Source organism: Drancourtella sp. An12, from assembly GCF_002160935.1.
Classification (GTDB): Bacteria; Bacillota; Clostridia; order Lachnospirales; family Lachnospiraceae; genus Sellimonas; species Sellimonas catena.
In genome coordinates this window covers 1-24,665 of record NZ_NFLO01000002.1, presented here as the reverse complement: position 1 = coordinate 24,665, position 24,665 = coordinate 1, and the positions used below count along the sequence as shown (strand labels likewise).

Sequence of the window (24,665 nt, the reverse complement as noted above, 5' to 3'; positions counted from 1 at the left end):
TAAGGTAAAGTATAAAGACATATTGACAAATTACACGACATTTTGTTATATTTCTAGTAGTTAATGTCGAATTATAGGCAGTAAATATCTAGTCGTAGAGTAAGATACTCTACGAAAAATCAAGAGGAGGATCTTAATGACATTTGAATTCGAAGACTCACGAAAAGAAGAACTGATAGACAAGCTATCTGAAGAACTACTGATTTTGCGAACAAAAACGTCTATGTCACAAGAAGAACTAGCCAATGCCATTGGACTTTCTCGTCAGACATATAGTGTGATTGAAGCTGGAAAAAAACGGATGACATGGCGAACATACTTGGCTCTTATTATGATGTTTGACTATAATCCCAAAACTCACGAAATGATAAGGCAAATTAATATATTTCCATCTGAATTGGAAGAAGCTAGGTTAGTCAAAGATAACGATGAAAAGTTAAGTACTTCCCATGCTCAAGAGGAGGATCTTATATGAAAGCCAAAACTCGTCGATATATAATATCATTAATTTTTCTGTTAATTTTATTAAGCTGTATCTCTACCATTACTTATGCAAATGATAAGGGCGAATCATCGTCCATAAACAGATTCAATGTTGTGGTGGTTCTAGATGCTAGTAATTCTATGAATTATACTGATCCGGATGGCTTCCGCTATGAAGCAATCAGTCAGTTTACTAGCCTCTTGGCAGAACAAGGTAACTATCTTGGTGGCATTGTTTTTTCAAATCATGTCTCAGCACAGCAAGACCCCTCTTTGGTGAATAGTCAAGCAAACAAAAATGAAGTTACTACGCTTCTCAAGTCAGTAATGTCTCATGGAGTTACAGCTGATATGGGGTATACCAATATTGGTGAAGCGTTATCAAAAGCTGTAGATATGCTCCTAACTTCTGGAAGTCAGGATTTGCCTTCCGTTATTGTTTTTCTCAGTGACGGCAACACAGAAATGCCAACAACAGATGAGCAGACTACTTCCTTAAATTTAAAGGCAAATGCTATCCAAGCTGCAAGAGAAAACAAAATTGGTATTTACAGTGTTTGCTTAAATGCCAATAACAAAGCCGATACGTCTGAAATGGAACAAATTTCCAGTGCAACTGGGGGCGTGTTTAAAGAGGTTTCTGATGCAGAAGACTTACAAGACGTTTTTAACATTTTTTATAGTCTGATTTATGGAACATCTACAATCACCTTAGTTGATGATGTATTTCCTGCCACTGGTGTTCTTGAGACACCATTTGATGTTCCAGGTTTAGGCGTTGAGGAAGTTAATATTGTAATCAATGGATCTGCTAATAGTATTGCTTTGTTTGACCCAGCAGGAAAGAATATTGATATCACAAGTGTGACTTCTGAAACATTTACACTTATTAAGATTACAGAGCTTACACCTGGAACTTGGAAATTAGTCACCAAAGGAGTTCCTGGCGACAATATAAAAATCAATATGATATATAACACCAATTTAGGTGTTGATGTTACTGTCGAGCCTGAATCACTTAATGTAGCCGTTAATACTCCCATTAATGTTACCGCAACATTAAAATCGGGTACCAATTCTGTAGATGCAAACGAACAATACTCTGGCTACTCAGCAACTTTACAAATGATGGATGCGTATGGTGAAATTATTGAAGAATTACCGATGGTTGTTAGTGATGGGGCATTTACAGCTACATATCAACCTGCGGAAGGTACATATTTTTTAAATGTTCGTGTGTCTGGGAACCATCTTGAAAAAACATCTTCAAACATTGGGCCTATAACTGTATCTGAAACCGCTGGCAATACAAACTCTGCACCGGTTCCTAAAGAGAATCCTATTAAGAAAACAGTGTATATTTGGCCATTTAAAGGCGGGAATTTATCTATCGATATGACAGAATTGGCGTCTGATCCTGAAAATGATGTTTTACACTATAACCTTGTATCCAGTTCATTTATTGAAGGAACGGACTTCAGTGTTAATGAAAATATCATCACGCTGGATCACTTTAGCTTATCAAAAGGATCTTTTGATATTAAAGTAACCGATATTGGCGGATTGTCTTGCAATGTTGAAGTTATTGTTACCAGTTATAATGTCGGAGTAATGACCTGTATAGGGCTTGCAATTGCAGCTTTAATAGCTTTGTTAATCATTGGTGGTAATATCTGGTATTGGAGTAGAAAACCTTTTAGAGGCACTATCTCAGTGCAGAGCTATTCAAATGGCAGCTATAAAGGCACTCCTCGTACACCTAAGCGTGGAAAATGCAAGCTTACCGCATTCCAGTTGGATCCATTGGGATTGGATTACAATAAATCATATTTCCAAGCAACTGGTCAACAATTTATATGGCTCTATACAAATGTTCCTATAATTTGGAACGGGCAAAAGACAAATAAAGTTCGTATCCAAAGTGGTGCTGAAGTAACCTTGTCTATCAAAGAAGGGGATTCTAAACTGCTTTATGTACGTTTTGACAGTCGGATGAAGGGAACTCCTCGTGGCCCTCGCCGGAAACCAAACACAAGAAGACGTTAAAAATAATTATTGTGGAGGTAAAATCATGGCAGTCTACTCTAAATTACTCTTAAGTGCGGGTGGGGGAATCATCTCCACTCGACAACAAGCTGATCAGGCACAGAATACCGCATCCATCTTAATCGGCCTTGGCGGTACAGGCATTGATTGCTTGAGAACAATTAAAACTCAAGTCTATTCTCGCTTAAAAGCGGATGACCCTGAAGCAGTCGTTGCAACATACTCTCATATTCGCTTTTTGGGTGTTGATACGGCTGAAAAAAGCAAAGGTGTTGTTGACGCTGAAGACGATTCCGTTAAAGCTGATGCACTTATGGCACTTGATGATACCGAGTTTTTCTCTATTGCTAATCCCAATGTCAAGAAAGCTTTCGCCAATCCGCTTGCGCTAAAACAGCGGGCAGAACTCAACTGGCTTCGTTGGGAAGATATTGAAGCTCCCGACCTGGGAAAAGCTGGAGCTGGCGGTATTCGCCAGGTCGGTCGATACATGATGATGGATAAATCCGATCTTTTCTTAAGTAGAATTGAGCAGGAAATTAATGCCGCCAAAAGCGGATTAACAGAGCCTACCGTTAACATCCATATTTTCTCTGGACTGAGTGGTGGTACTGGTTCCGGATGTTTTCTTGATGTCTGCTATATGGTACGCTCAATTGCAGATAAAGTTGGCGGTGTTACTATCTTTGGCTATTTCTTTCTGCCTGATGTTAATTTGGACAAGATCCCATTCACGGATACAAAGACACGTGCCTATATTCCTAAAAATGGATATGCCGCTATGCAGGAATTAGACTATTGCATGCAACTTCAGTATAACGGTGGTAGTTTTGTCCAGGAATACCAAGGACACCGGAAGATTGAATGGAAATCTGGTCCCGTGGATATGTGTCATCTTGTTTGTGCAACCAATGCAGCTGGTGATGTGTTAACAAACGCTTATGATTATGCTATGAATGTAACCTCAGAATACGTTATGGATTTTTTAACGTTTTCTGATAAAGCATTTGATTTAACAGAGCAGCTTTCCAATTTTCGCCAGAAAGTCCGTACAGCTGATGGCGAAAAAGTAATTGGCTCTAATCTGGCATACTGTGTCATTGGTGCCTCTTGTGCAAGTATTCCTTTGAGGGAAATTAATACATATTTAGCTTCTGAGTTGTTTGGACACTTTTCGACCATTAGTTCCAATACTCCTTCACGTGCAGATGTTGAAGCGTTGGCCATAATGTCTTTGGCTAGAGATGCACGAAGCATAACAGATATTTATAATTCTCTGTTCCGTGAGCTTCGTGAAGGTGCTGGAGATGATTATGCTCCTTATACCGATGATTGGAAATTTGTGCGTGATTATGGCAATTCGGAAATGATCACCCACTATACAAACCAAACAGCAGCAAAACTTAACCGTGCAGAAGCTAACTCCAAGAGCATGACAACATCTTCTAACCAGAAATCTCTTCTCGGTCGAGTTCAAACTCAGCTGGCAGACATCTTGCGTGATATTAACAGCGGTCCTATTTTTGCTTATCGCTTGATTTCTGCTGCTGAAAGCCATAACTTTCTGAATATCATTGATGGACTCCTTGAAGAGAACTCATCTCGTTGGAGTCAAGAAGCTGCTCAGACTGATCTCCGCTCCAGAGATTATGAAGGTGCAAAAGCTGATTTTGAAATTAAATGTAGTAAATCAGTATTCAATAAAGCAACCAAGGAGTTTAATAATTACGAATATTATCTCATGCTTTTCGAGCAGCACAAATTGTCCATGAATATCTACGAAAAGCTGGATAAGGTGTTGAGGGATTTTCGCAAGCAGGTTGTTGATATTACGGCTCAATACTATATTAAATTGAGTCGAGTAATGGAGACACTTATTAATTCCTTCAAAGAAAATCGTGATGCCCTCGCAAGCGAAAAAATCATGACTGCTGAAGGCTCTTTCTCCATACCAATGATGACAATCGCTGAGCTGAAAAAACCTCTTGATGAAGAAATTTCTAAAATCAATATTCCTGGAATGTTAGACGCTTTTATGCTGCTTCTCTTGGAAAATGAGGACGAATGGATTCTTGAAGACGAAAATAAGATTACAAAACTCGTAACGAAATTCTTTGTAGAAACAGCCTTTGCGGGATTTGCCAATAGAACAATTACTGCCTTCTTAAAGGATAAATACGGCATTGATAACGACGAACGCCTTGCAAGCAAGATTTATGAAGATTGGATGAAACTCCTTACTGCAAAAGCAAGACCTCTCTTCTATTTCAACAACAGCATTTGGAGAGAATCGCAGACCTCCAAATTGGCATTTTTGTCCATTCCTACCACTTCTGCTCCAATTAAAGCTGCTGCTAAAAAGATGTTCGAAACAAACTCTTTGTGGGAAACGAAAGAAAGTGCATTGACAGATCGAATCTATGTGATGTGCAGTGCCTGTGCTCTCCCGCTTAGTTCTTACAACAATTGTGAGGAATATGAAAGAGTTTGCTTTAGTACTACTGATAGCGGGCGTCACTATTATGAAGGCAAGGCAGTACCTGGAATGGAATTCAATGATTGGAGTAAACTTCCTTCTTTAACACCGCAAAGCATGCTTCAACTGGAAAAGGCTCCGTATGCAATGAAAGATATCATTACTGCTGGTCAGAAATTGTATGACGAAGCTGAATCTAAGGGTATTTTTGACGAACAGAATCGTATTTGTGCACCTGCTCCAGAGGCAGTCACCGAGCTCAACGCTTTAGCGCAGGGTTGTATTGAACTTGCAAATAAGATTTCTCGCCCTGATGAAGTCGAAAGCGCAAAACAGAAGCTATCTCAACTTATTGCAGTAGCAAATGCCATTCCTATGGTACAAACGGCATTTGCAATGCAAAACGATGGTTTCGCTGAACGAATTGAAACCAAAAAACTTGTAAGAAAGGATCATTTTGTATCCTCTCCGGCATACCATCCTCTTGTTAAAGGCATTCTGAAGGATTTAGAAGAAATTGATTATACCGTTCAGCAGGCCAAACAAAAACTCGCTTCCAAAATCGAGGGCATTGAAATTGGTAATAAAGATGTCATTGATTATTGCGATGCTTTGTTCACAGGTGTAATCACATGGGAAGGTCTTGTTGTCTCCTATCGCCAGATTCAATTTGGTATTTCTAACGATATCATTCTGTCCAAACGTGGCGCAGAGTATGCTTTCGGTATGATTCCTGTTTATCAGGGATTCCTAAGCTATCAGAAATTAGATAATACTATTAAAGCTGAAATTAAGAAAATTGTGGATGACCGCTACAACAGTGATGCACCTGAACTCCATACCGCTGGAACAAAACTCAAGAATGAATTAAGCGATGAGAGAGTAAATGCTTGGGCTCAAAGAGCATCAGCTTATGAGCAGCGTACAGACATCATTCAGTTCCTCGGAAAGCTCAAACAACAGTTTGGTATTTTCTGCATGGATTACGCACTGTAAGTTTACGGTTACATACAACCTATGGGGAACCGTAGAATATGCTACTACGTTTCCCCTTCATTCCATATTTTGTGAGGTTATCATATGTCAAACTTAACTGTTCAAAACCTCATACTTCACTTCGAAAATAGACTCCGTCAAATTGACCGTCACACATTGGGCAATACTGCCGGAAAAGAACCGCAGTTTCCCATGTTGGTAGTATTTCTTGGTGACGAAGCAATAAAAGGGTTTTCGTCGATTGCTTCAAACTTGTTCGAGATTTGGCCGCAATATCAACGAGAACTTCAATTTGTTGGAGTTACTAATAAAGGAAGCTCAGTCGCTTATGTACAGTTATCCTTCGAAGAGAATGAGGCTCAAGAATCTCAGATTTCGTCAGATGACATTAGTAATATTGTCACTTCTCTGTTTGGACTGAAAAATCATTTTCAGGATCGAAGCAAACTATTTGTATATTTTATTTTGGATACTACAAGCTACAAATCAGCAGAAGAATTCTCTACATGGATGGACATAATACAGCAAACTAAAAATGCTTTTGGCATTGACTCGCTGGATATGCTGGATATGCTCATAGTTCTACTAAACGAGAATTTTTCCAGGAAAAGTATCTCAAATCAGATAAGAAACAAGTTGTGTTCCTTTCATGAAGATCCTAAATTACTTAGCAACTGCAAAAGTATCTTCTTGCTGAGTAATAAGCGCAGCGATCATGCCATCCTTGAAGACTGGAATATTTGTTACAGAATTGCCATATCTATTATGGCATTGTCCAATAATAGCGATGCGAATATTTCTACCTCTCTTTTTTCCAGACGTGTTTTAACCGCAAGTTATGCTCGTGAAGAAAAACCTTCCGAGAAAATTGGACAAGTTATTGTGACAGCGCTTATTGATGAAATGACAAAAGCCTTCGTTCAACATGAAATGCATCTGTTTGAGGATGATTCTATTTCTGAACGTTTAGGGCTGACAAAGGACGGAACGATTACAATTTTGGATAACTATGCCCAAAACGTGCTGGTTCCATTACTTCCTTCTGCTTCTCAATTAGCGCTGTTCCCCCGTGTATCTATGGATGAGTATGATGATGTTAGCCAGCTTTCAGCTAGAGAATTCAATTCACTTACTATGAGTTCGTGGGATAGTTATCTGTCACAAGTTGCACACCAGGCACAAGAAAAGGTTAATATGGATTCCAAGATTCGACAAAATTGGCGCAAAGAATACTTAACATACCTTTGCACACAGTTTTCGACAAACGAGCTGATTTATCTAAGTGACCATATTGATGATGTTCGAGAGATTATCAATCACAAGCGTGAGCCATCACAAGAAATGCAAGTATTGAGTGCAGCAAAGTCTAGATTAAAATACATGCTGTCCTCTGACCCTAAGTTGATTGATATTTTCTTATCAGCTATAAAAGAACAAGGAGAAAACGCTCGGGAGTTTTTACAGGCATGGCGTGAATTGCTCCAGTCCAGGCAGAATATCTTTGCAATTCGTGATGATAACATTACTGCTTTTTATGAGAGAAAAGTCCGAAATTACTTTGATCATTATGGGCATGAACTTACTGAAGAATTTAAGAAAATGCAAGACGCCGAATCGCTAAAGCTGTTTCTAGAAAATTCTTTAGACAAAATTGTAGATAGTAATCCTGTCTTTTCCGCTCCGTTTGAGGAGGAGCTTGAACGAAGATTGCATGAAGAGGCATTGCCAACTGATGCAAAACAATATATTCGCCAAAAGCTTACTGGTGAAGATGTTCGTACATATCTCCAGGTGAATTTCAACTTTGGGCAACCCGTGCTGTCTTCAATTCTAATCAAAGTCGGAACACCGTTGTATAACAATCTGTATAGCAACTTGGCACCAACAACATACTATTACAATACCGGATGTGGCAATGCTGCAGAAGCAGCGGTTGTTTATGAAGTTAGTAAAGAAAACCTAATTAACGGTGAAAGTAGGTGAGTAAATGATATATAAGTATTCCCCTAATAATCCGGCGAGATTTGCCACTAACTTAAGGCTGGATAAAACTACAAAAAACTTGATGTGGGACAACGCAAATGGGCAAGATGTCCTTATCGTCCAGACACCATTTGGTAGTAGCGCAATTGACTATATTGAGGAAATTTGTCATTTGCTCCCCAATGCAACGCTACTGCCAGAAAAATACACTGAGGTGTTAACCGGAGTGTGGATCAAATTTGTAACCGCAGCAGATAAAGCTCGCAACAGAGGGTGCTGCCTTAATGGAGAAGCCAGTACATACACTGTATTCAGTTGCTTTACAGACAAAGACGTGTGTGAAATCTATCAGCCCCAAAATCAGGCAATGATTTCTGCTTTTTGTGATATTCCGTTGGATTTGCACGTCGAGATCGAGACTATTATGCGCACAGAAGGTTTTTTCCGCAAACGAGAAATTGAGACAGGTTTTTTTAGAATTTCTTTCCCTCCTTCCTTTAGTAACGGATATATAGATGGCGATTTATCTTACCAAATAAATAATTTTGAAATACCAGTAACTAGACAAATGCTTGAGCAAGGTACAATATATGTTTACTCAGAAGTCCGCCCTGTGATGATTTCTCATAACAAGGGTTTGCACATTGTCTAAGTTTGATGTGGAGGTAATTTGTTTATGAGTTTTGAAATCACATGTCCTTATTGTTTTAAAACTATGAGAGACGACGAAGTGCTATTCCGCTCTGAAAAAATCAACCAGGGTGATAATGATATTCTCCCTGATGAATATGACGATTTAGATGATTTCCAAGCTAGGTATCGAGGCGCTGATAAAGAAGAAATACTTAGCAATTTAAGAGATTGGGAGTTCTTTGCGGAAACAGAAGATGCAGAATATGAAGCTTTCTGGAAAAATTTCAACGGAACAACTGAGTACAATCCTGCAGATGATATTCTCCATGTGAAAGCATATCGCAGACGTATTCTTGATCCGAAAAATGAATACCATCAAAAATTTTTGGTGAAGCAAGCTGATGGTTCATATTTTATTAGAGATGAGCAGGGAATGGTCACCCAAATCGAATTAAATACTCAGACACACGAGCGTTGCAACCGTCGAGTATGTCGATATTGTCATAATCCATTACCGGATAATTATGGAAAAAACAAAGTCAAATTTGCTACAGTTATTGGTATTACTGGCGCTGGTAAAACCATATATCTTTCTCAACTATTAAGGAAAATGCGCACATATTCTGTTAAAGTTGGACTAAATGCTATAGTTAATAACCCTGGAGTGAGAACCTTTTTAGAGAATAATAGCATTGTTGCAGATAAGCCACTTCCTGGCTCCACTCCAGCTACTCGCTTCCAACAACCTCTTTTTTATGAGATGGTTCGAGATGCCAGAGAGCATGGACGTATCACCGAAACATTTGTCCTATATGATGTTGCTGGCGAAGTTTTTAAAGATGCTGCATTAGTTAATAAGTTTGCTCCGTTTATTGAACATGCAGACGGTGTAATTGTTCTTATCGATCCGATGCAGTTTAGTGTAGTAAGTGGTGCTGCGGCAAATGGAATTGCACTTGATGAACCTACTACAGTATTAGATATAATACATTCAATCGTATCTCATGGCAGATCAGATGAAAAATGTGATATTCCTTTTGCTGTTTGTATGTCAAAGGTTGATACCGAAGATGTTCAGCGAGTATTAGATCCTGAGTTGAGAAGCATGTTACTTGACGATGTTCAAGGTGTCCAAGATAGTAGTGGTTTTAATAAGCCAGTATTTAATGCCAGGGCATATAACCCTATTGCCCAAAAACTAAATGAATTTATACAAGGCAACGAACTTGTACTTGCCCAACAGATGCGTACTAACTATTCAACCTATAATTTCTTCGCATTCACAGCACTTGGGTGTGATGTTAAAGAAGGCGAAGATAACGGCAATAAATACCGTTATCCAGTTGGCCCTGTTTTGCCGAAACGTGTAGAAGAACCTGTACTTTGGCTGTTCAATAAACTTGGCTATATTGGAGAAAATGAAGAGATTTTTAATCCTGCAAAAAAGATTATTCATTGCCCAGAATGTGGCTCTGACAAAACCTATGAGCTGCCTTTTGATGAGCAGACAATAACAATAGGTAGTTTCTTAAGACGCAGAAAGGTACATGTTAATCATGGCTGTACGGTGTGTGGACATAAGTGGGAACATGTTGCTGAGTAAATCTCAATCTTGGAGGAATCGCTATGACAGAAAGAATACTACAATGCTGTTATACAAATGCCAGCCAAGAAATCGGAGGAACAATTAGTTCTGGTTGGCAACCAGTTGCGGTATCTGAAAACATTCCAGCAGAAGCATATAATGCGTGTGTAAGTTTTCAAAATGCAAATTCTACTATTCAGAACGCAATGTTTGATGAGCACGGAAACGTGCTTAACCTTTTTGAAATCAGTGGAGATGGTTCTTATGTGTATATTATGAGAACCCAATATGGTCTCTTAGACCGTTTGGGACGTGCAAATATGTTTTCGCACGCTTTTATCTTTTCATGGAAAGATAAAGATGTCCTCTCCGATCCAAACTATATACTATCAATTGACAGCAGGAATTTTAAAAGCTGTGAGAGTGATGCCGCCTCTATACCTGTATCACTACAGCGGGTTCAGGGTATCGATATCAGCACAGCAATGCAAATGAGCAACTTGAATGAGGAGCGTTATTTGAAATTAATTCAGTGCGTATATACTCAAATGACCGAAAAGAAAATAACCGAACCTCTATTCATTCAATATGATGGTACAGAATCTCAAATGCGAGCTCTTCTTTTCTGCATTTATTATGGATTGCCGCATTACCTTAGAAAAACTCTTTGTATTGCATCGAATACAGCCAACAATGATCTTAGCAAAAATGTTATCTTTTCAGAAAATGCAGAGAGCAAATTATTCTTCTTTGTCCCTACTTCCGGAGCGAATAATGTGTTGTCCGGACGTACAGAAAGAAAGATTACACGTTATGGATTCGTTGACTATGCTGCACGAAACATCGCAACGATTAATGCACCAGACTATTTCTCTAAGCTTGAAAAAACTGCTGTAGAATTAGGCGACAGCACAGCTTCCAATGAATTAATCCTTAAAATCGCCCATCAACTGATGCAAAACTCTAATGTAGAAATCTACAGTGATACAGATTTGGATGGAATTCTCAGTGATGCGCTACGTTCCAAATCATCAAACAGTGCATTGATGGAAAAATACATTGCTGCAATGTTGAGTGAAACTCGAAAACGCAAATTATTTCTTACAGATGAAAGCGAAGCTAACCTTGCTGACAGATTAGCCTCTCCTATTACACTTGATTTGGAAAACGCCGGTGAACAATATAATATCTATCGCTTCAGCACACTCTCTGCTCCTGAAGCAGCAAAAAAACTCGGTTATATGAGTCCGGATGTTTTTCATAGGTATGCAAAAAAACTTGCAGAAATAGACAATGGATTAGAAATTCTTGATCTTTATTACTCTACCTATGTATTATCATCGGACGATGTATCATGGCTAAAACTTAAACAACTATGGAATGAAACCTCTTACATGACTTACAAACCTAAAACAGATGACAAAATTGGAGAACTGGCTTGGGCACTGTATAGTGAGACTGTAAAGGTTCCTGGATTGGCTATCAAGACATACGAAGAGTATATTGCTCTAATGAAAAGAATGTTGCAAGCTGATAAAATTGAGGATTGCTGTAACGCTGCTAAAGAAGAATACTGGGAATCCATCAACTTCGAAAATCTTTCGCTAGCAGCTGGAGCCGAATATAAATTCATGCAAATTCGCTCTCATCGTTGCAATATGCTTTTGGAACTTTTTCTACTCTTGTACAATCTCTCTAAGCAAAATGGTGAAGAATTCCTTAGTGCTGTTCAGACATATTTTAAAAGGTATTATTTGGAGCTTACAGAAAAAGACAAAGAAAACATTTTTACTCAGATTGAAAAAGCAATTTCCGACAGATATTCTGGTCATGATTCTATGCTGATAGAATGGGTTCATGTCTCCTCAACTGTGGATGCTCCTGAATTATTAAAAGAAATTGTTAATATCCGCTACCTGCTGTATCGATGCCAATACGCTGAAATGGTAGAATGCTTCCTTCAGATTTCTGAAGTATGTATGACCTGGGCCAAAAACTCTAAAACCATTATGAATGGTATTAGTAACATTATAATCGATTTTTGTGAAAAGCATGATTCTGAGCTACATTACGTACCGCTTGATGTATGGCTCAGTATTGGTGGGGTCAAGTTCACTAACACTTTTACGATTTTTGATAAGATCAAACCTGCTGTTTTAAATGCTGAAAGTTTCTATGTAATACAAGAAAGCAAGCTTATCAGCAAAAGAAAGTATATCCGAGATGCAGAAGATTATATTCAATGTCGTGGTGAAGAGGCTAAAACTATAAAAAAATGGCTGGCTGAACTAAAGCAGGTAACAAAGAGAAGACGAGCAGACGAGCGATACTTGGCATCAGATTCTCCTGCTAGTTCAAGTATTGTCGATAAAGGCTTATCCTTGTTTTCAAAGCTAACGCAGGGGAGTGATGAATCAAGTAATTCTACAAACAGTGGTTCAGATGGTCAAGACAAAAAAGGAAAGATCAGGGGCTTCTTTGGTCGGAAATAAAGGAACTATTCACAAAGGATGGTAGACTAATGAGTACCAATAATTATCTTACAACTGAAGATTTATATTATAGTACGGTCTACGGCGGTGGAGTTTACAAATGGGATAGACAGGAGTTGGTTCAAGATCCATTGGGCGGCAATAATGGAGAAAATTTATTGAGCCCACTTCTCACAAATCTAATTACTGGTGAAACTTATTTTATTAAGCGAATGAATTGCAATTATGTACTTCATAATAAATTAAGACGCAGGATTCTTAACCCGCCGGATCGAAGCAATATTTTATGGCCAAGCGATATGGTCAATTTATCAGATGAACAAGCCGCCCAATGTAGTTTGTTTGTTGCACAAGAATATACGGAAACTCCTACTCTGGTAAGTGAGAAAAAAGGGAATCGAGCATTATTGTTCCCTTATGGTGGGTATCCTCCCATGATAAACGGGATGAGGAAACTTGCTCAAATTAAGCAGTTAAGTTGGAAAAATCCAGAAATTAGAAACGTAGCTGTACAAATTTTGCGGGCAATAGATAACGTAAACAAAGATGGGTATGTATACGAAGATATCCATCTTTCAAGAATTTTTTTCCGGTCTGATGGGACTGTATATTTGAACTTTAGTAACCTTGTGTATTCATTTGAGGATTTTATATCAGATGAAGCTACACCATTTTGCCATGCAAAAGCAGGCGAATATCCTATCGAATTTGCGGAACCTGCTTTGGTACGTGGAATACAGAAAAGTTTTGATTTTAATACGCAAAACTACAGTTTATGTGCGCTTCTATTCTATCTATTTTTTGGGCAGTATTGCTATGATGGAAGATTGCTCACAGGATACGTTGATGACAGTATTCAAAAACATTATGTGAAATTTCGTGATTACCATAAAATGCCAGTGTTTATTTTTGACCCACAGGATCAACAAAATGCTTTAGGTGCTTTTGATGAAGAGCGACAAGTGATAGAGTTGTGGGAAGAATGTCCCAAAATATTACAGGAATTATTTATAATGACATTATCTCAGAGCAACGCAGAACGAAATGGTAAAGTTGTGAATCCCCCTCCTTCAACATGGCTGCGCTGCTTTGACCAACTTGGTTGGATCACAAAGAAAAAAAACGATAAGGAGGACGAAGTATGAATTCTTTAGCATCGATACAGCAAGATGTCGCAGAGTATGTTGGTTTTTACTCCCCCCCTGTATCTGATCTTGGTTCAATCCTCAGATCCTTGGTGGCTAAGCACTCTTGTAAGGTGTATTTTGATGACAAGCAACTTCAATCTTCGCTCCATGAACTAGGAGCAGCACCTTCAGACATATACAAAGTCTGCTTAATGACAAAGGTAACTGGATTTAGGGATTTAATGGAGTGTGATTCACGCACCCAACAGATTGATCTGGATCGCTTTGTTCAAAATGCAGTTGAAGAAACCGGATTTAATCGTACTACAGTGATGGGGTTGACAAGCGACATCGCATTATCTGCCGACATTGCTTGCAACTGTAATACAAACCATTTTGCGACACGCAAGTTGCTAACAGAAACAGCTTTTGTTGTTCCTGCTAGCCTGTATGAATCTGAAATCAAAGAGTTCAAGGAGGCTTTCGAAAAATCAGCTTTTAAAGATAAAGATGTCACTAAACTTGATTTCAGTAAATTACAGCCTCTCGTTGCAGCTGGTATTCCTAAAGCAAAGTTTTATTTAGGATACTGCCTTCTCAACGGTATTCAGTTTGAAGCTGACAATGTTCGTGCAATTAGCCTTCTTCAAGAGGCTGCTGATGCTGGCGATACTCAAGCTGCTGCCACGTTAGGCGATTACTATTATGATAACGGTGTCAGTGATTGGAGCAAAGCCTATGAATATTACACTGGTTTTGGCTCTTTGGCTTTAAGTAAAAAACGAAAAGATGCAATTGTTAATATCGTTAATCAAAAAAAATTTAACCGGATTATGATCGGACTAAGCATTGCTCTTTTCATAGCTATTGTTGCATCATTTATTCTTGCTCCAGGCGCACCGCTTTATGCTGCTCATCGTATAACTGGATGTATTTTTACATTGCTGAGTTTTGCTATTTTGATCATGGCAATTCTTCATCATCGGATAAAGCCTTATGATACCATGTATTTTGTTCCTGTTGGGATGTTTACTATGTGGTTTTTCTATATGGTAGTTCGATTTTTGTTTTAAGGAGGGATTATTGTGGATACAACAAATGAAAACAATCAGAAAGCATGTCAATTCCCAATAGGTACTTCACTAAAAACAAATAAAATAATTATTGTTTGTATCAATGCTTTTATGATGCTTCCTATAATCATTCGAAATTACACGTTGCTTGGTCTTGGAATATCTGTTGCACTACTACTAATTTCTACTTATATTGTGGTACTTAGAAGTGATTCAAGTCTACCGGCTGGTGCATATTATACAACCCTGATATTCTTCGACTTTTTCATATATATAGGATTACAGTATAAAATACTGAAAGGTGGATTCTCTACTGAAAACTTTTCAAATATCTTTGAGACAATTTTTACGACAAAAATGTGTCTTTGGCTATTGCTTTTGGGTGCTATCGTTGGTTTCATTGGCTTGGTTAAACAAAATTTTACGTGGTTCACAGGCATTAGTGCTGCCGCCTTTGGTTCCGTATTCATCCTTAGTATTTTGAGCAATAAAAATATTGAGGATTTACAATTCGTTACTGGCGGTGAGGCTTTTTTAGCATCTTTTCTAATTGCTGTTCTCTTCTGGACTGTATTGTTGGAGATGAGTACACGTATAGTTCCTGAAAAAAGGACAATCAATATTTGGCTTGGAATTATCTTGCTAGTAAGCATTATTGCGCTCTGCATGACAGAAGTCCAATATATTCACTCTATAGCTTCTGATCTTTCCTCTAAAATGCTGGCATTGCCAACAACAGCATTTGCATGGTGGAAAGTTATAGTATCGTGTATTGTACTGATTGGTTGCTCTGTCGCAATGTATGATAACAAGCATCAGGAAAATCAAATCGGAATAGATTCCTTTTTGATGATCGCATCAGCAATTTTTGTTTTCGCAATTAAGCTACTAATGGGAAACTACTTCATCTACAGCTCTTTGTTGATGCTTCTTCTTGTTATTGCCACGTTTAGATGCCTACATAACGAGCTTCTCAATAAGAAAACCTGTCGTCTTAATACTGCTACGTTTTTAATTGTTGAGACAATGGTATTTTTGCTTACACTTCACACTTTGAAAAATGGTTATTTGATTAATGCAATTGTAACTGTTGTTTTTGTAATTATCTTCTATTCACAATACGAACGTATGAAAGCGGCGAACAATAAAAGCTTTCTCTGGATTGCTATTATCTCTGTGCTTGTCGTTGAAGCACTAGCTTGGCAATGGAAAATGAGGTTTTCTGTTGAGGGTGTAATTATTCTGGCTACGGTCTATATAGTGTCGGTAGCCACTATACTTATACTTAACTATCCTCATCCAGGTAAAATTGTTCCCAATAAAAATGTAAACATCTTTGTGTGCATATGCGTTGCGCTTTTATGTTTAGCTAGTGTTCGAACAACCATGAAAGTCAAAGCCGATGTTTCCGCTGAAAATGAAGTTGTGACCATCTCTGTTGAAGCAAAAGGGAAACGAAATGATGTCGAATCAATTTCCTGTGAATGGATAGATTATCGTGGCAAAACGGTTGGGAACGAACCAATATTAATAAAGTCAGAGCAAGCGATTCCTGTGCAAAGCGATGTCCTTAGGGTTATCGCTAACGATGCCAAAGGATATCGGGCAATATATTACTATTGGTTCCCTTCTTGGCTGTATAATTTTGAACCAAAGTAAGAAGCGCTTCGTAAAAAAGGATTGAGATAAGACCAAGGGAGCGCACCTGTTTATAGGTATGCCTCCTTGGCCTTTTTCTATTAGGGAGAAGTCCAATGTCAAAACTAATTGATAAATTGCTTTACAAAATACTGGCAATAATAATTATCATACTATTTATAGTCGCATTTCGAGAGCTTATTGTTACAGACAAAGACACTTCAATAGCCTTTGGTACTTTAATGGGATTACTTCCATTTGCAAAAGTAATCTCCGATGTGGTATGCAAAATATTAAAATATCAGTACTCCATACCGCTGATTACTACATCTTCGTTTCTCACAGACTTGATAAGGCTGGCATTTATGGCATTTATTCAACCTCTTGTTGTAGGGTTATTTACAGCCATATTTCTTCGTATACCGTCTTCATATACCGATTATCATGATCGGGAAAAATATATGGAAACTTTTGGTTATCGGGTGAAAGAACTAATGTTAACTGTGCTTACTGCACCAATACTGGCTATTATAGCTTCATGGTTTTCTACGTGGCTGTTCTCTTACTTTGCGAATACATTCGGAGATGTCGTATCAGTTATATTAGGAATACTAAGTGTTATAATTCTGGGCACTGTTTCAATAATTCCCTTACTGATTGGCGGTGTAGCCGTTGGAACTGCTATTCTGTGGAGAATAATTGTCACACTTCTCTCGAAAATGGGAACCACATTTATCACTAACGCAATGTGTCTATGGGTTTACATTGCAATTCTTCATGGTGTGGAAGGTGAAATCGCAACATCTATAATTGCACTAATTTTATGGCTATTCATTATGGATTTCGGAATGAACTGCCTGAAATATGCTATCGTAGCAAAATAAAGGAGGATAGTTATGGACAGTTATATCAAGAGAAAAGTCACATGTCCTTGCTGCAACAATGTCTTTGAAGCAAACATCCTTAAAGGATTTTATTCAAACGGTAATATGGGATTAGATCACAATCCTCACTCTCCGGCTATATTCGATACAATTATATTGTGCCCACATTGTGGTTATGCAGCAAAAAAGTTTAACGCAACTGTGTCCAAACAAATTAAAGATTATGTTTTTTCACAGCAGTACAAGGCACTTAAATTTCAAGCAAAGAACAGCAGTACCAGTACAAAGATCCGTCTCGCTGCAAGTATTCTAGAGAAATCTCAACAACACAAGGAATCCGCTGATATGTATCTGCTCGGATATTGGTATTCATTAGAGATCGGCACCGCTGATTTTGAATGCTTAAAAAAGTCAATTAAGCATTACTCTATTTATCTTGAAAATAATGCTGATATCAACGTAGCTATTACATACATAGATTGCTTGCGCCAGGCACAATTGTTTTCTGAGGCAGCTGAGACCGCCGATTCTTTAGAAGTTTATGTTAGCGATAGTAATCTACAAAGAATACTTTCGTTCGAGAAGAAGTTAATTGACGCAGAAGATTCTGCACCTCACTTTGTAAGCGAGGCGCTCTTATGAAATTCTTTTGGAGTCGATTAACTGAAAACAGCAAACAATCCAAACAAGATAAAGTAGATTATTCAGTTTGTCCCCAAGACGAACTGTTAGATATATTCAAAACTGAGAATTGGGAAAAACTTGACAACGAAAATAGAATTGCAGTTATTCAAGAAATAGAGAATCGAACAGCGACAGAACAAGGACGCACACCTGCTGAAATAGTTTCTTCATATAGTACCGATACATATGGAGGATATACTAGCACAAACAATCAAATCAATATCAATATATCGGATTTTTCATCATATGAAGCTTTGGATACATATGTTCACGAAAGCACTCATGCTTACCAAGCATATTGTATTCAAACTGGTGAAGGTTATGATGACCATACTCTATCTATGCTGGAAGCAGAGATGGCTAGAGATGAGCAAGGCAATCTATATAACTATGCTCGATCTTCTCCGGAATATGACATGCAATGTGATGAGCTTGATAGTAATAATAAAGCGGCTGCATTTATGCTCACACAACGGGAGCGCTATGAGCATGATCCCGAATATCGAGCATACATCGAAGAGCGTGCAACTCACTTTAGTAATGTTAACACTGCACTTGACAACAATTCAAAGGATCGAGTCAGATTGCAAAACAATCAAGCCTATGTGGCTTATATCAGAGGGGACATTTCGGAAGATCAGTATAATTCAATAAGTGAAAAGATCAATAATGAAGAGTATGTGGACCCAACAGTCAAACGGAGCCATGATATTGGAGATGCAATTGAGACACTTAATTGCGAATATCAAAATAATAATGAGTATTCTAGTATTTCAAGCAATGACTACTTAGGAAATGTTGAAGTACCTTCTGAAACCATCGATAGTAACATGTATATTAATACAGCTAATGATATCGAAAGATCAAATGACGAAGAAAACTATCTTGGTACTGCCAACAGTGCTGAAATAGAATCTTCGAATACTGAAGGTCTTGAAAACAACGAAAATTATTCTTCTGACATGGAGCAATAAAATGAATCATCAAATTATTTTTGGAACTTCTGTAATTAATAACGTTCCACCAATTATTGATAAACCATTGGTAACCTTTCCCGGCCAATCAATGAATGGAGACGAAAAATTTCAGATTAACGAGGATCTTATGGCTCGCCATATCCTATTACTAGGCGGAGCTGGTTGTGGAAAGACAAATGCATTCTGCTATACTGTCCAAGCCTTGCGAGAAAAAATGACCCCAAATGACATCGCTATTATTTTTGACACCAAAGGTGAATTCTATACAGATTTTTCTAAAGATGGTGACTATATAATAGGGAATAGTGCAAGTTTTCGTCATATCAGTTATACATGGAATTTATTTGATGAAATTCTGGCAGATGGTTGGGATGAAGCAAATATCACCATGAATGCTAGAGAAATGGCATCTGCACTATTTCATGACCGTGGATCGTCATCTCAGCCTTTTTTCTGTAACGCCGCAAAAGATATTTTCCGAGGTATCTTGATTCACTTTATTCGCCAAGCAAAAGCCAACCCTGCAGAGTGGAAATCAAGGCTCAATAATGAAGATCTGATAAAAGCCCTTTTGAGTTTTCAGCCAGAACATTATCTGAAAATTTTTAGTCATTATCCAGATTTGAAAAGTCTCCTTACGTATTTTGGGGATGGTAAATCAAATCAGGCTCTCGGTGTTTTTGGCGAGTTAAACAGCATGTTATCCGAATATTTCGTTGGTATTTTGGCATCTCATCGCCCTGAACGTTCTATTTCAATGAGAAAAGCAGTTAGGGCAAAAGGTGGAAAGGCAATTTTTGTTGAATATGATCTTTCAGTTGGTGAAACCTTAGCCCCAGTATATAGATTGTTAATCGACCAAGCATTAAAAGAAGCTCTTGGCAGAGTCAAGAATTCAGGAAACGTTTTCTTAATTGCGGATGAGTTTAAACTATTACCAAAATTACAACACATTGACGATGCCTTAAATTTTGGCCGTGGTTTAGGTGTTCGTGTTATGGCCGGAATCCAAAGTATTGATCAACTATACGATGTATACGGCCAGGAAAAGGGGGCCGTAATTGCGGGCGGTTTCGGAAGTATTTTTGCATTTCACACAAATGATGGTTCGTCTCGTGACTACATAACCAAGAGATTTGGGTCAAACATAATGGTGTATGAATATAATAATATTCAAAAAAATAGTATTGTATGCAATGAACGTAATGGAAATACAGTTGAAGAATGGGATCAATTAAATCTCGGCCTTGGTCAAGCAATAGTTGGGCTGGGATATGACGCTCCATTTTTATTTCAATTTGCACAGTACGGGAAGTGAGGAATCAAAATGGGATGGCGTAATAATCATCAAGTAAATGTTTCAAATAGACAATTATCGAATGTATTCTCTGCAAAAGGTAAGCTTGAAAATGTGGGTGCATATCTGTGCCCTAATTCGGTGCCAGCGAATTTTATTATCAGTGGTGGCGTACACCCTGATGAGCGCTACCAACCGCTTTATACTTTTTTCGATGCTACCATTGGACGATTTCCAATTATAGTCCTGCACAACAATGATATTCACATGGAAGCGATGGTTACTCAAGCTTGGCAAAGCATTGTTTCATCATCTGAATGTTCTCCATTATGGATAATCAACCAAAAAAATTCTGAGTTTGAACCTTTTTTTGGAATGAATGAAATGCAAGTGGTACTGGCATTAAGACAACTTGCGAATAAACTTAATTATTCAGTTACTCCTCGTTTTGAAAGGGTTATAAAAGCACATCTGTCCATTTTGAAAGAGTTGAATATTCCAATTAGCCTATCCGGCTTGAATTATCTATGCCAATTTTATGATATAGGAGAGTTCCATGAAAATATCATGGCACTTTCTTGTGGCGAAGCTATCTCTCGCAGAATATGGGCTGATTTAGGAATTGATTCTGAGGACTCTAATAGTCAATTTGATTTATTTAGAGCAGTAATTAGCAATCTTGCGCATGATGCTTCTCATGGCGGATGGAATGATGATAACTGTGTTTCCGAATTCAATTGTTTACAAGCTATAGGACAAAATGCAACCCTTTTACTGTCTGTTAACGATATGTATTCGGAAATGCTACTACCCTATCTTGCAGAAGAATTAAAGGCCGCTCAAAAGCCTTTTATTCTCATTATTGATGATACAAAAATAGCAGATGAACATTTTCAGGAGTATCTGCGCCTTACTAATTCAGGCTGCTGCTGCGGAATAATTGCTGAGAACGCAGTTGATTTAATTAGTGGCGAAGAAAATAACTTTCTTCATTTAACGGAACGCATGAATACTTTTATCATTCTAAAACACAGCACCGGAAAAACAGCTACGATTCTATCCGAAATCTTTGGACGATACGACTACACCAAAGTTGAAATGTCACAAGGAACCAATAGAGGTTTTTTCAGTTTCTTACCACAAGATCGACATGACGATCTAAGGTTCTCGACAGAGAACAGATATAGAGTTATGCCAGAAGAGATTATCGGACTAAGAGCGGGACAAGCTATTGTGTTTGATACTACTACAGATCAAATTATTCGATATAACTAGGAGGAAAAAATGCCGTTTAATTTTAATAGTGGGAATGCTTCCCAAAAAACCAACAACGATTTTAAATCAGATACTAATTATACATCAAATACAGCCAGCGCTATTCCTAGGCCATCTTCTAGAGAAAAGCCAACCTTTACCTCCGATACATCTAGTGCTTCTTCCATGCCCACTCAATCGCCACATAAAAGCACAGGTTTCCAGAATCAACCTGTGCGACGTTCTAGTAGTGGAAACGCAGGGATGAACCCATCGTTCTCTCAAAAAACTGGATATTCACCTAGGAAAACTAAAATCAAGCCTCCGAGTGTTCATCAATCTAGTTCTGGAATGAACATTCCATGGAACATCTTATTGCCTATTATTGGTATTATTGCAGTTGTTATATTTTGTTGGATTTTCAGGGAGGAAATTACTAACTTTTTAATGCAACTTCTTACATGGGTAATAGTTATCCTAGTTATCATTTTTATTGTTAAGTGGTTTATCTTTCCTAAAAAAAAGTAGAAATCAAAACAAAGTGAACATTCTGATGAAAGGAGAATTAAAAAGTGTCACCAACTCTTCCAAAAACTCGTAAGCTAAACGCAAGAAAGCCATCTGCAAGTCGTGCTGTTTCACTTAATATTTTTCTATTACTGATCACAATAATTGTTGGAATTGTTGGTTGGATAATAGGTACTATTATCTACTCTTCTGGAGTAAATAAAATTGCAATGCCGTTGCTCATCGGCATCATATTCGCAGTCTTGTTCTTATTATTGGTCATAACTATCCTAGTGTATAGCATATCATCCGGTTCGTTTGAGAAAAATATATTGACCAGTTCAAACAATCTAGTTAGTTCAATTTTTGCAATCGTAATTATTGGCGTACTGCTTTTTGGACTTAGCATTTTCTTTCAATGGATATATGGAATGAATTTTGTCAAACAAGTTAAACAACCTACATCCTATATCTTTGTGATTGACGATTCAGGCTCTATGGCGGAAAATGACCCGCAACAATTAAGATACAATGCAATAAGCTCTGTTCTTACCAATGTCAATCCGGATTTTCCATACATGATTTATGGCTTTTCAAATGATGTAGGAATTATTAATGACATGGCCCCCGTATCTAATGGAATTCCCAAAATCACTGGTGATAGTACAGGTGGAACGTCAATTCGAGCAGCACTCAATAGGGTGATTCAAGATAAAGTAAGTGGTGAATGGGATGGCGGCACATCACCAAAGGTTATTCTGCTCACTGATGGATATGCTACGGATATTGGCTTATTCAGATCCATCCATGGTGTACTAAAAACATATGTAAAGAATGGGATCAGTATCAGCACTGTCGGCTTGGGTGATGTGGATGAAAATCTAATGAGTAAAATAGCAAAAACAACCGGTGGCGTTTATATTGATGTTTCTGACGCATCTGGCTTGGCTGAGGCTATGGCATCTGCCGCAACGCAATATACTTCCAGAGATCTTCTCTCAACTAGGTACACGACTAATCTAAATTTGTTGTACGCCATATTACGCATCATCTTTATTTCAATCTTGGGTGCTACTATAGGTTTTGCAACCGCTGTCGCATATGGCAATCAAGAATCAAGCACTCTGATTATTGGGTCATCTGCAATAAAATCGGTTATTGGCGCTATTCTTATGGAAGTATGTACTGATGTGATGGGCTTTTCTGATAAGATGATTTGGCTTGTTTTGTGGATTCTTATTTCCTTAACCCTCGCAAGTAAGCCCACTACATATAAACGTGGCCCGAGGAGACCATCAAGGAATCGTTCTTCAAGAAGATTAGCATAATAGGAGGTATTTGCATGGATTATGGGAGATCTTTAAGGAGACCCTCTCTTCATTCAACAAGGAATTTTGAGCAAGAGCGAGCTGATCTTCGGGAAGGTATGAACAATTTAATACAAGCTTATCAAAAATTCATCGTTGAGACTCTACAGGATGATACACTTAGTACTGCTGAAAAAACAGGACGGCTACAAGCATATTGCAGACAGCCACCTTTAACGGTCATCAGGGCCATATTATCCGGCCAGACCGGGACATCCCCGGCCATTAACCGTTATGCCGCGAAAGGCTCTTTACATGAGTAGCACATGATAGGCTCTCTGCCTTGGCAAATCCGCCTGTGGTGCTGGTTTGCCGGCTTTGCCAGAATATCATGTGTGATGGAGGCTCATGTCAAGAGTACCGTGGAATAATGGTTAATGGCCGGCCGGATAATATGACTCACGCTGGCCGGATAATATGGCACAGGTGGCCGTTTTGGATGACAATCTGCACATATAAATCCGCAATTATAGAAGAACAAAAGCAGTATGAAGTAGCCTTTCAACAAGTTTATGAAGACGAGGTTCACTATAATCAGGAACACTATGGTTTCTTGGAAGTATACGATGCTCAAGATAATCTCGCCAACGAGTATTGTTCTTTCTCTGACGAAACCGAAGAATTCATTTCGGAATTGTCACCCAATCATGATTCCTGTATTGAGCAGAATGGTGATTCCATTGAAATGGAATAGAACGATTTCTCAATATGTCATAAAGCCAGGCGCTCTTCAAAAAGGCAAATGATACTCTTTAGGCAAAGCTAAAAAGAGTGGAAACCTATGAAACAAAATTCTTAATAAATAGATTGCTGTAGGCTACATAAAATTTGATATTAGGTGTAACGAAATTTTGAAGCTTAACTAGCAAAAATCAACATGCTCTGAAGAAATACTCCTTAGTAATCTTATCTTAAACTATGCAATATACAAATTGGCAAGCAGTGTAAACCTGTACAGGTTCACTCATTTTCTCGAATTTCCCCTTGGGTCATTCTTCGCAAATTTGCTTGTTGGGGAAACATCCCCAATCCCCTTTGTATATTACGCGTGAATAGATCATTGTTCACGGATAAATAGATCACTTGTCACGGAGATTTAGGTCACCGATCTCGTCTCCGAGATCAGTGATCTAAATCTTCGTGTTTGCTTTATTGTGTCCAAA

Annotated in this window: 19 protein-coding genes; all 19 read left to right on the top strand. The window is 38.2% G+C overall.

Annotated elements, in window-relative coordinates; all coding sequences use genetic code 11:
- Positions 1–136 precede the first annotated feature (136 nt).
- The 19 genes from B5E64_RS02480 to B5E64_RS02385 all read left to right on the top strand — a co-directional run bounded on the left by B5E64_RS02480 (position 137) and on the right by B5E64_RS02385 (position 24,196).
- The gene (locus B5E64_RS02480) at positions 137–475 is read left to right on the top strand and encodes a helix-turn-helix transcriptional regulator (protein ID WP_087166960.1); all 339 of its coding nucleotides are present in this window, start codon (positions 137–139) and stop codon (positions 473–475) included.
- Positions 472–2,529: a vWA domain-containing protein gene (locus tag B5E64_RS02475; RefSeq protein WP_087166959.1), complete on the top strand. Its 2,058-nt coding sequence runs from the start codon at positions 472–474 to the stop codon at positions 2,527–2,529. Before B5E64_RS02480 ends, B5E64_RS02475 begins: the two co-directional genes overlap by 4 nt.
- Positions 2,530–2,554: 25 nt before the next feature.
- A complete protein-coding gene (locus tag B5E64_RS02470) occupies positions 2,555–6,001 on the top strand; it encodes a tubulin-like doman-containing protein (protein WP_087166958.1) in 3,447 nt (1,148 codons plus the stop codon).
- Between the two features lie 84 nt (positions 6,002–6,085).
- On the top strand, positions 6,086–7,984 hold the full coding sequence (locus tag B5E64_RS02465; RefSeq protein ID WP_087166957.1) for a hypothetical protein: 1,899 nt from the start codon (positions 6,086–6,088) through the stop codon (positions 7,982–7,984).
- Positions 7,985–7,988: 4 nt separating this feature from the next.
- Positions 7,989–8,636 (top strand): hypothetical protein, encoded by a 648-nt coding sequence (locus B5E64_RS02460; protein WP_087166956.1) that lies wholly within the window; start codon positions 7,989–7,991, stop codon positions 8,634–8,636.
- Positions 8,637–8,660: 24 nt separating this feature from the next.
- Positions 8,661–10,220, top strand: a complete 1,560-nt coding sequence (locus B5E64_RS02455; RefSeq protein ID WP_087166955.1) for a GTPase domain-containing protein — start codon at positions 8,661–8,663, stop codon at positions 10,218–10,220.
- 23 nt (positions 10,221–10,243) lie between these two features.
- Positions 10,244–12,694, top strand: a complete 2,451-nt coding sequence (locus B5E64_RS02450; protein ID WP_087166954.1) for a hypothetical protein — start codon at positions 10,244–10,246, stop codon at positions 12,692–12,694.
- 29 nt (positions 12,695–12,723) lie between these two features.
- The gene (locus tag B5E64_RS02445; protein ID WP_087166953.1) at positions 12,724–13,839 is read left to right on the top strand and encodes a hypothetical protein; all 1,116 of its coding nucleotides are present in this window, start codon (positions 12,724–12,726) and stop codon (positions 13,837–13,839) included.
- Positions 13,836–14,894, top strand: coding sequence for an SEL1-like repeat protein (locus B5E64_RS02440; protein ID WP_087166952.1), 1,059 nt, complete (start codon positions 13,836–13,838; stop codon positions 14,892–14,894). Before B5E64_RS02445 ends, B5E64_RS02440 begins: the two co-directional genes overlap by 4 nt.
- Positions 14,895–14,906: 12 nt before the next feature.
- Positions 14,907–16,553: a hypothetical protein gene (locus B5E64_RS02435; RefSeq protein WP_087166951.1), complete on the top strand. Its 1,647-nt coding sequence runs from the start codon at positions 14,907–14,909 to the stop codon at positions 16,551–16,553.
- 95 nt (positions 16,554–16,648) lie between these two features.
- Entirely contained in the window at positions 16,649–17,416 is a 768-nt protein-coding gene (locus B5E64_RS02430) for a hypothetical protein (RefSeq protein ID WP_087166950.1), read from the top strand.
- Positions 17,417–17,428: 12 nt separating this feature from the next.
- The gene (locus tag B5E64_RS02425; protein WP_087166949.1) at positions 17,429–18,058 is read left to right on the top strand and encodes a DUF2225 domain-containing protein; all 630 of its coding nucleotides are present in this window, start codon (positions 17,429–17,431) and stop codon (positions 18,056–18,058) included.
- Entirely contained in the window at positions 18,055–19,074 is a 1,020-nt protein-coding gene (locus B5E64_RS02420) for a hypothetical protein (RefSeq protein ID WP_087166948.1), read from the top strand. Before B5E64_RS02425 ends, B5E64_RS02420 begins: the two co-directional genes overlap by 4 nt.
- 1 nt (position 19,075) lies before the next feature.
- Positions 19,076–20,395 carry a type IV secretion system DNA-binding domain-containing protein gene (locus B5E64_RS02415; protein WP_087166947.1) on the top strand — a complete coding sequence of 440 codons (1,320 nt, stop codon included), beginning with the start codon at positions 19,076–19,078 and terminating at the stop codon, positions 20,393–20,395.
- A 9-nt stretch (positions 20,396–20,404) separates the two neighbouring features.
- The gene (locus B5E64_RS02410; RefSeq protein WP_087166946.1) at positions 20,405–21,649 is read left to right on the top strand and encodes a hypothetical protein; all 1,245 of its coding nucleotides are present in this window, start codon (positions 20,405–20,407) and stop codon (positions 21,647–21,649) included.
- 9 nt (positions 21,650–21,658) lie between these two features.
- A complete protein-coding gene (locus B5E64_RS17805) occupies positions 21,659–22,156 on the top strand; it encodes a hypothetical protein (RefSeq protein WP_140398810.1) in 498 nt (165 codons plus the stop codon).
- Between the two features lie 44 nt (positions 22,157–22,200).
- A complete protein-coding gene (locus B5E64_RS02395) occupies positions 22,201–23,463 on the top strand; it encodes a vWA domain-containing protein (RefSeq protein WP_087166943.1) in 1,263 nt (420 codons plus the stop codon).
- Positions 23,464–23,477: 14 nt separating this feature from the next.
- A complete protein-coding gene (locus B5E64_RS02390; RefSeq protein WP_087166942.1) occupies positions 23,478–23,765 on the top strand; it encodes a hypothetical protein in 288 nt (95 codons plus the stop codon).
- Positions 23,766–23,941: 176 nt separating this feature from the next.
- Positions 23,942–24,196: a hypothetical protein gene (locus B5E64_RS02385; protein ID WP_140398809.1), complete on the top strand. Its 255-nt coding sequence runs from the start codon at positions 23,942–23,944 to the stop codon at positions 24,194–24,196.
- The last annotated feature ends 469 nt before the right edge of the window (positions 24,197–24,665 follow it).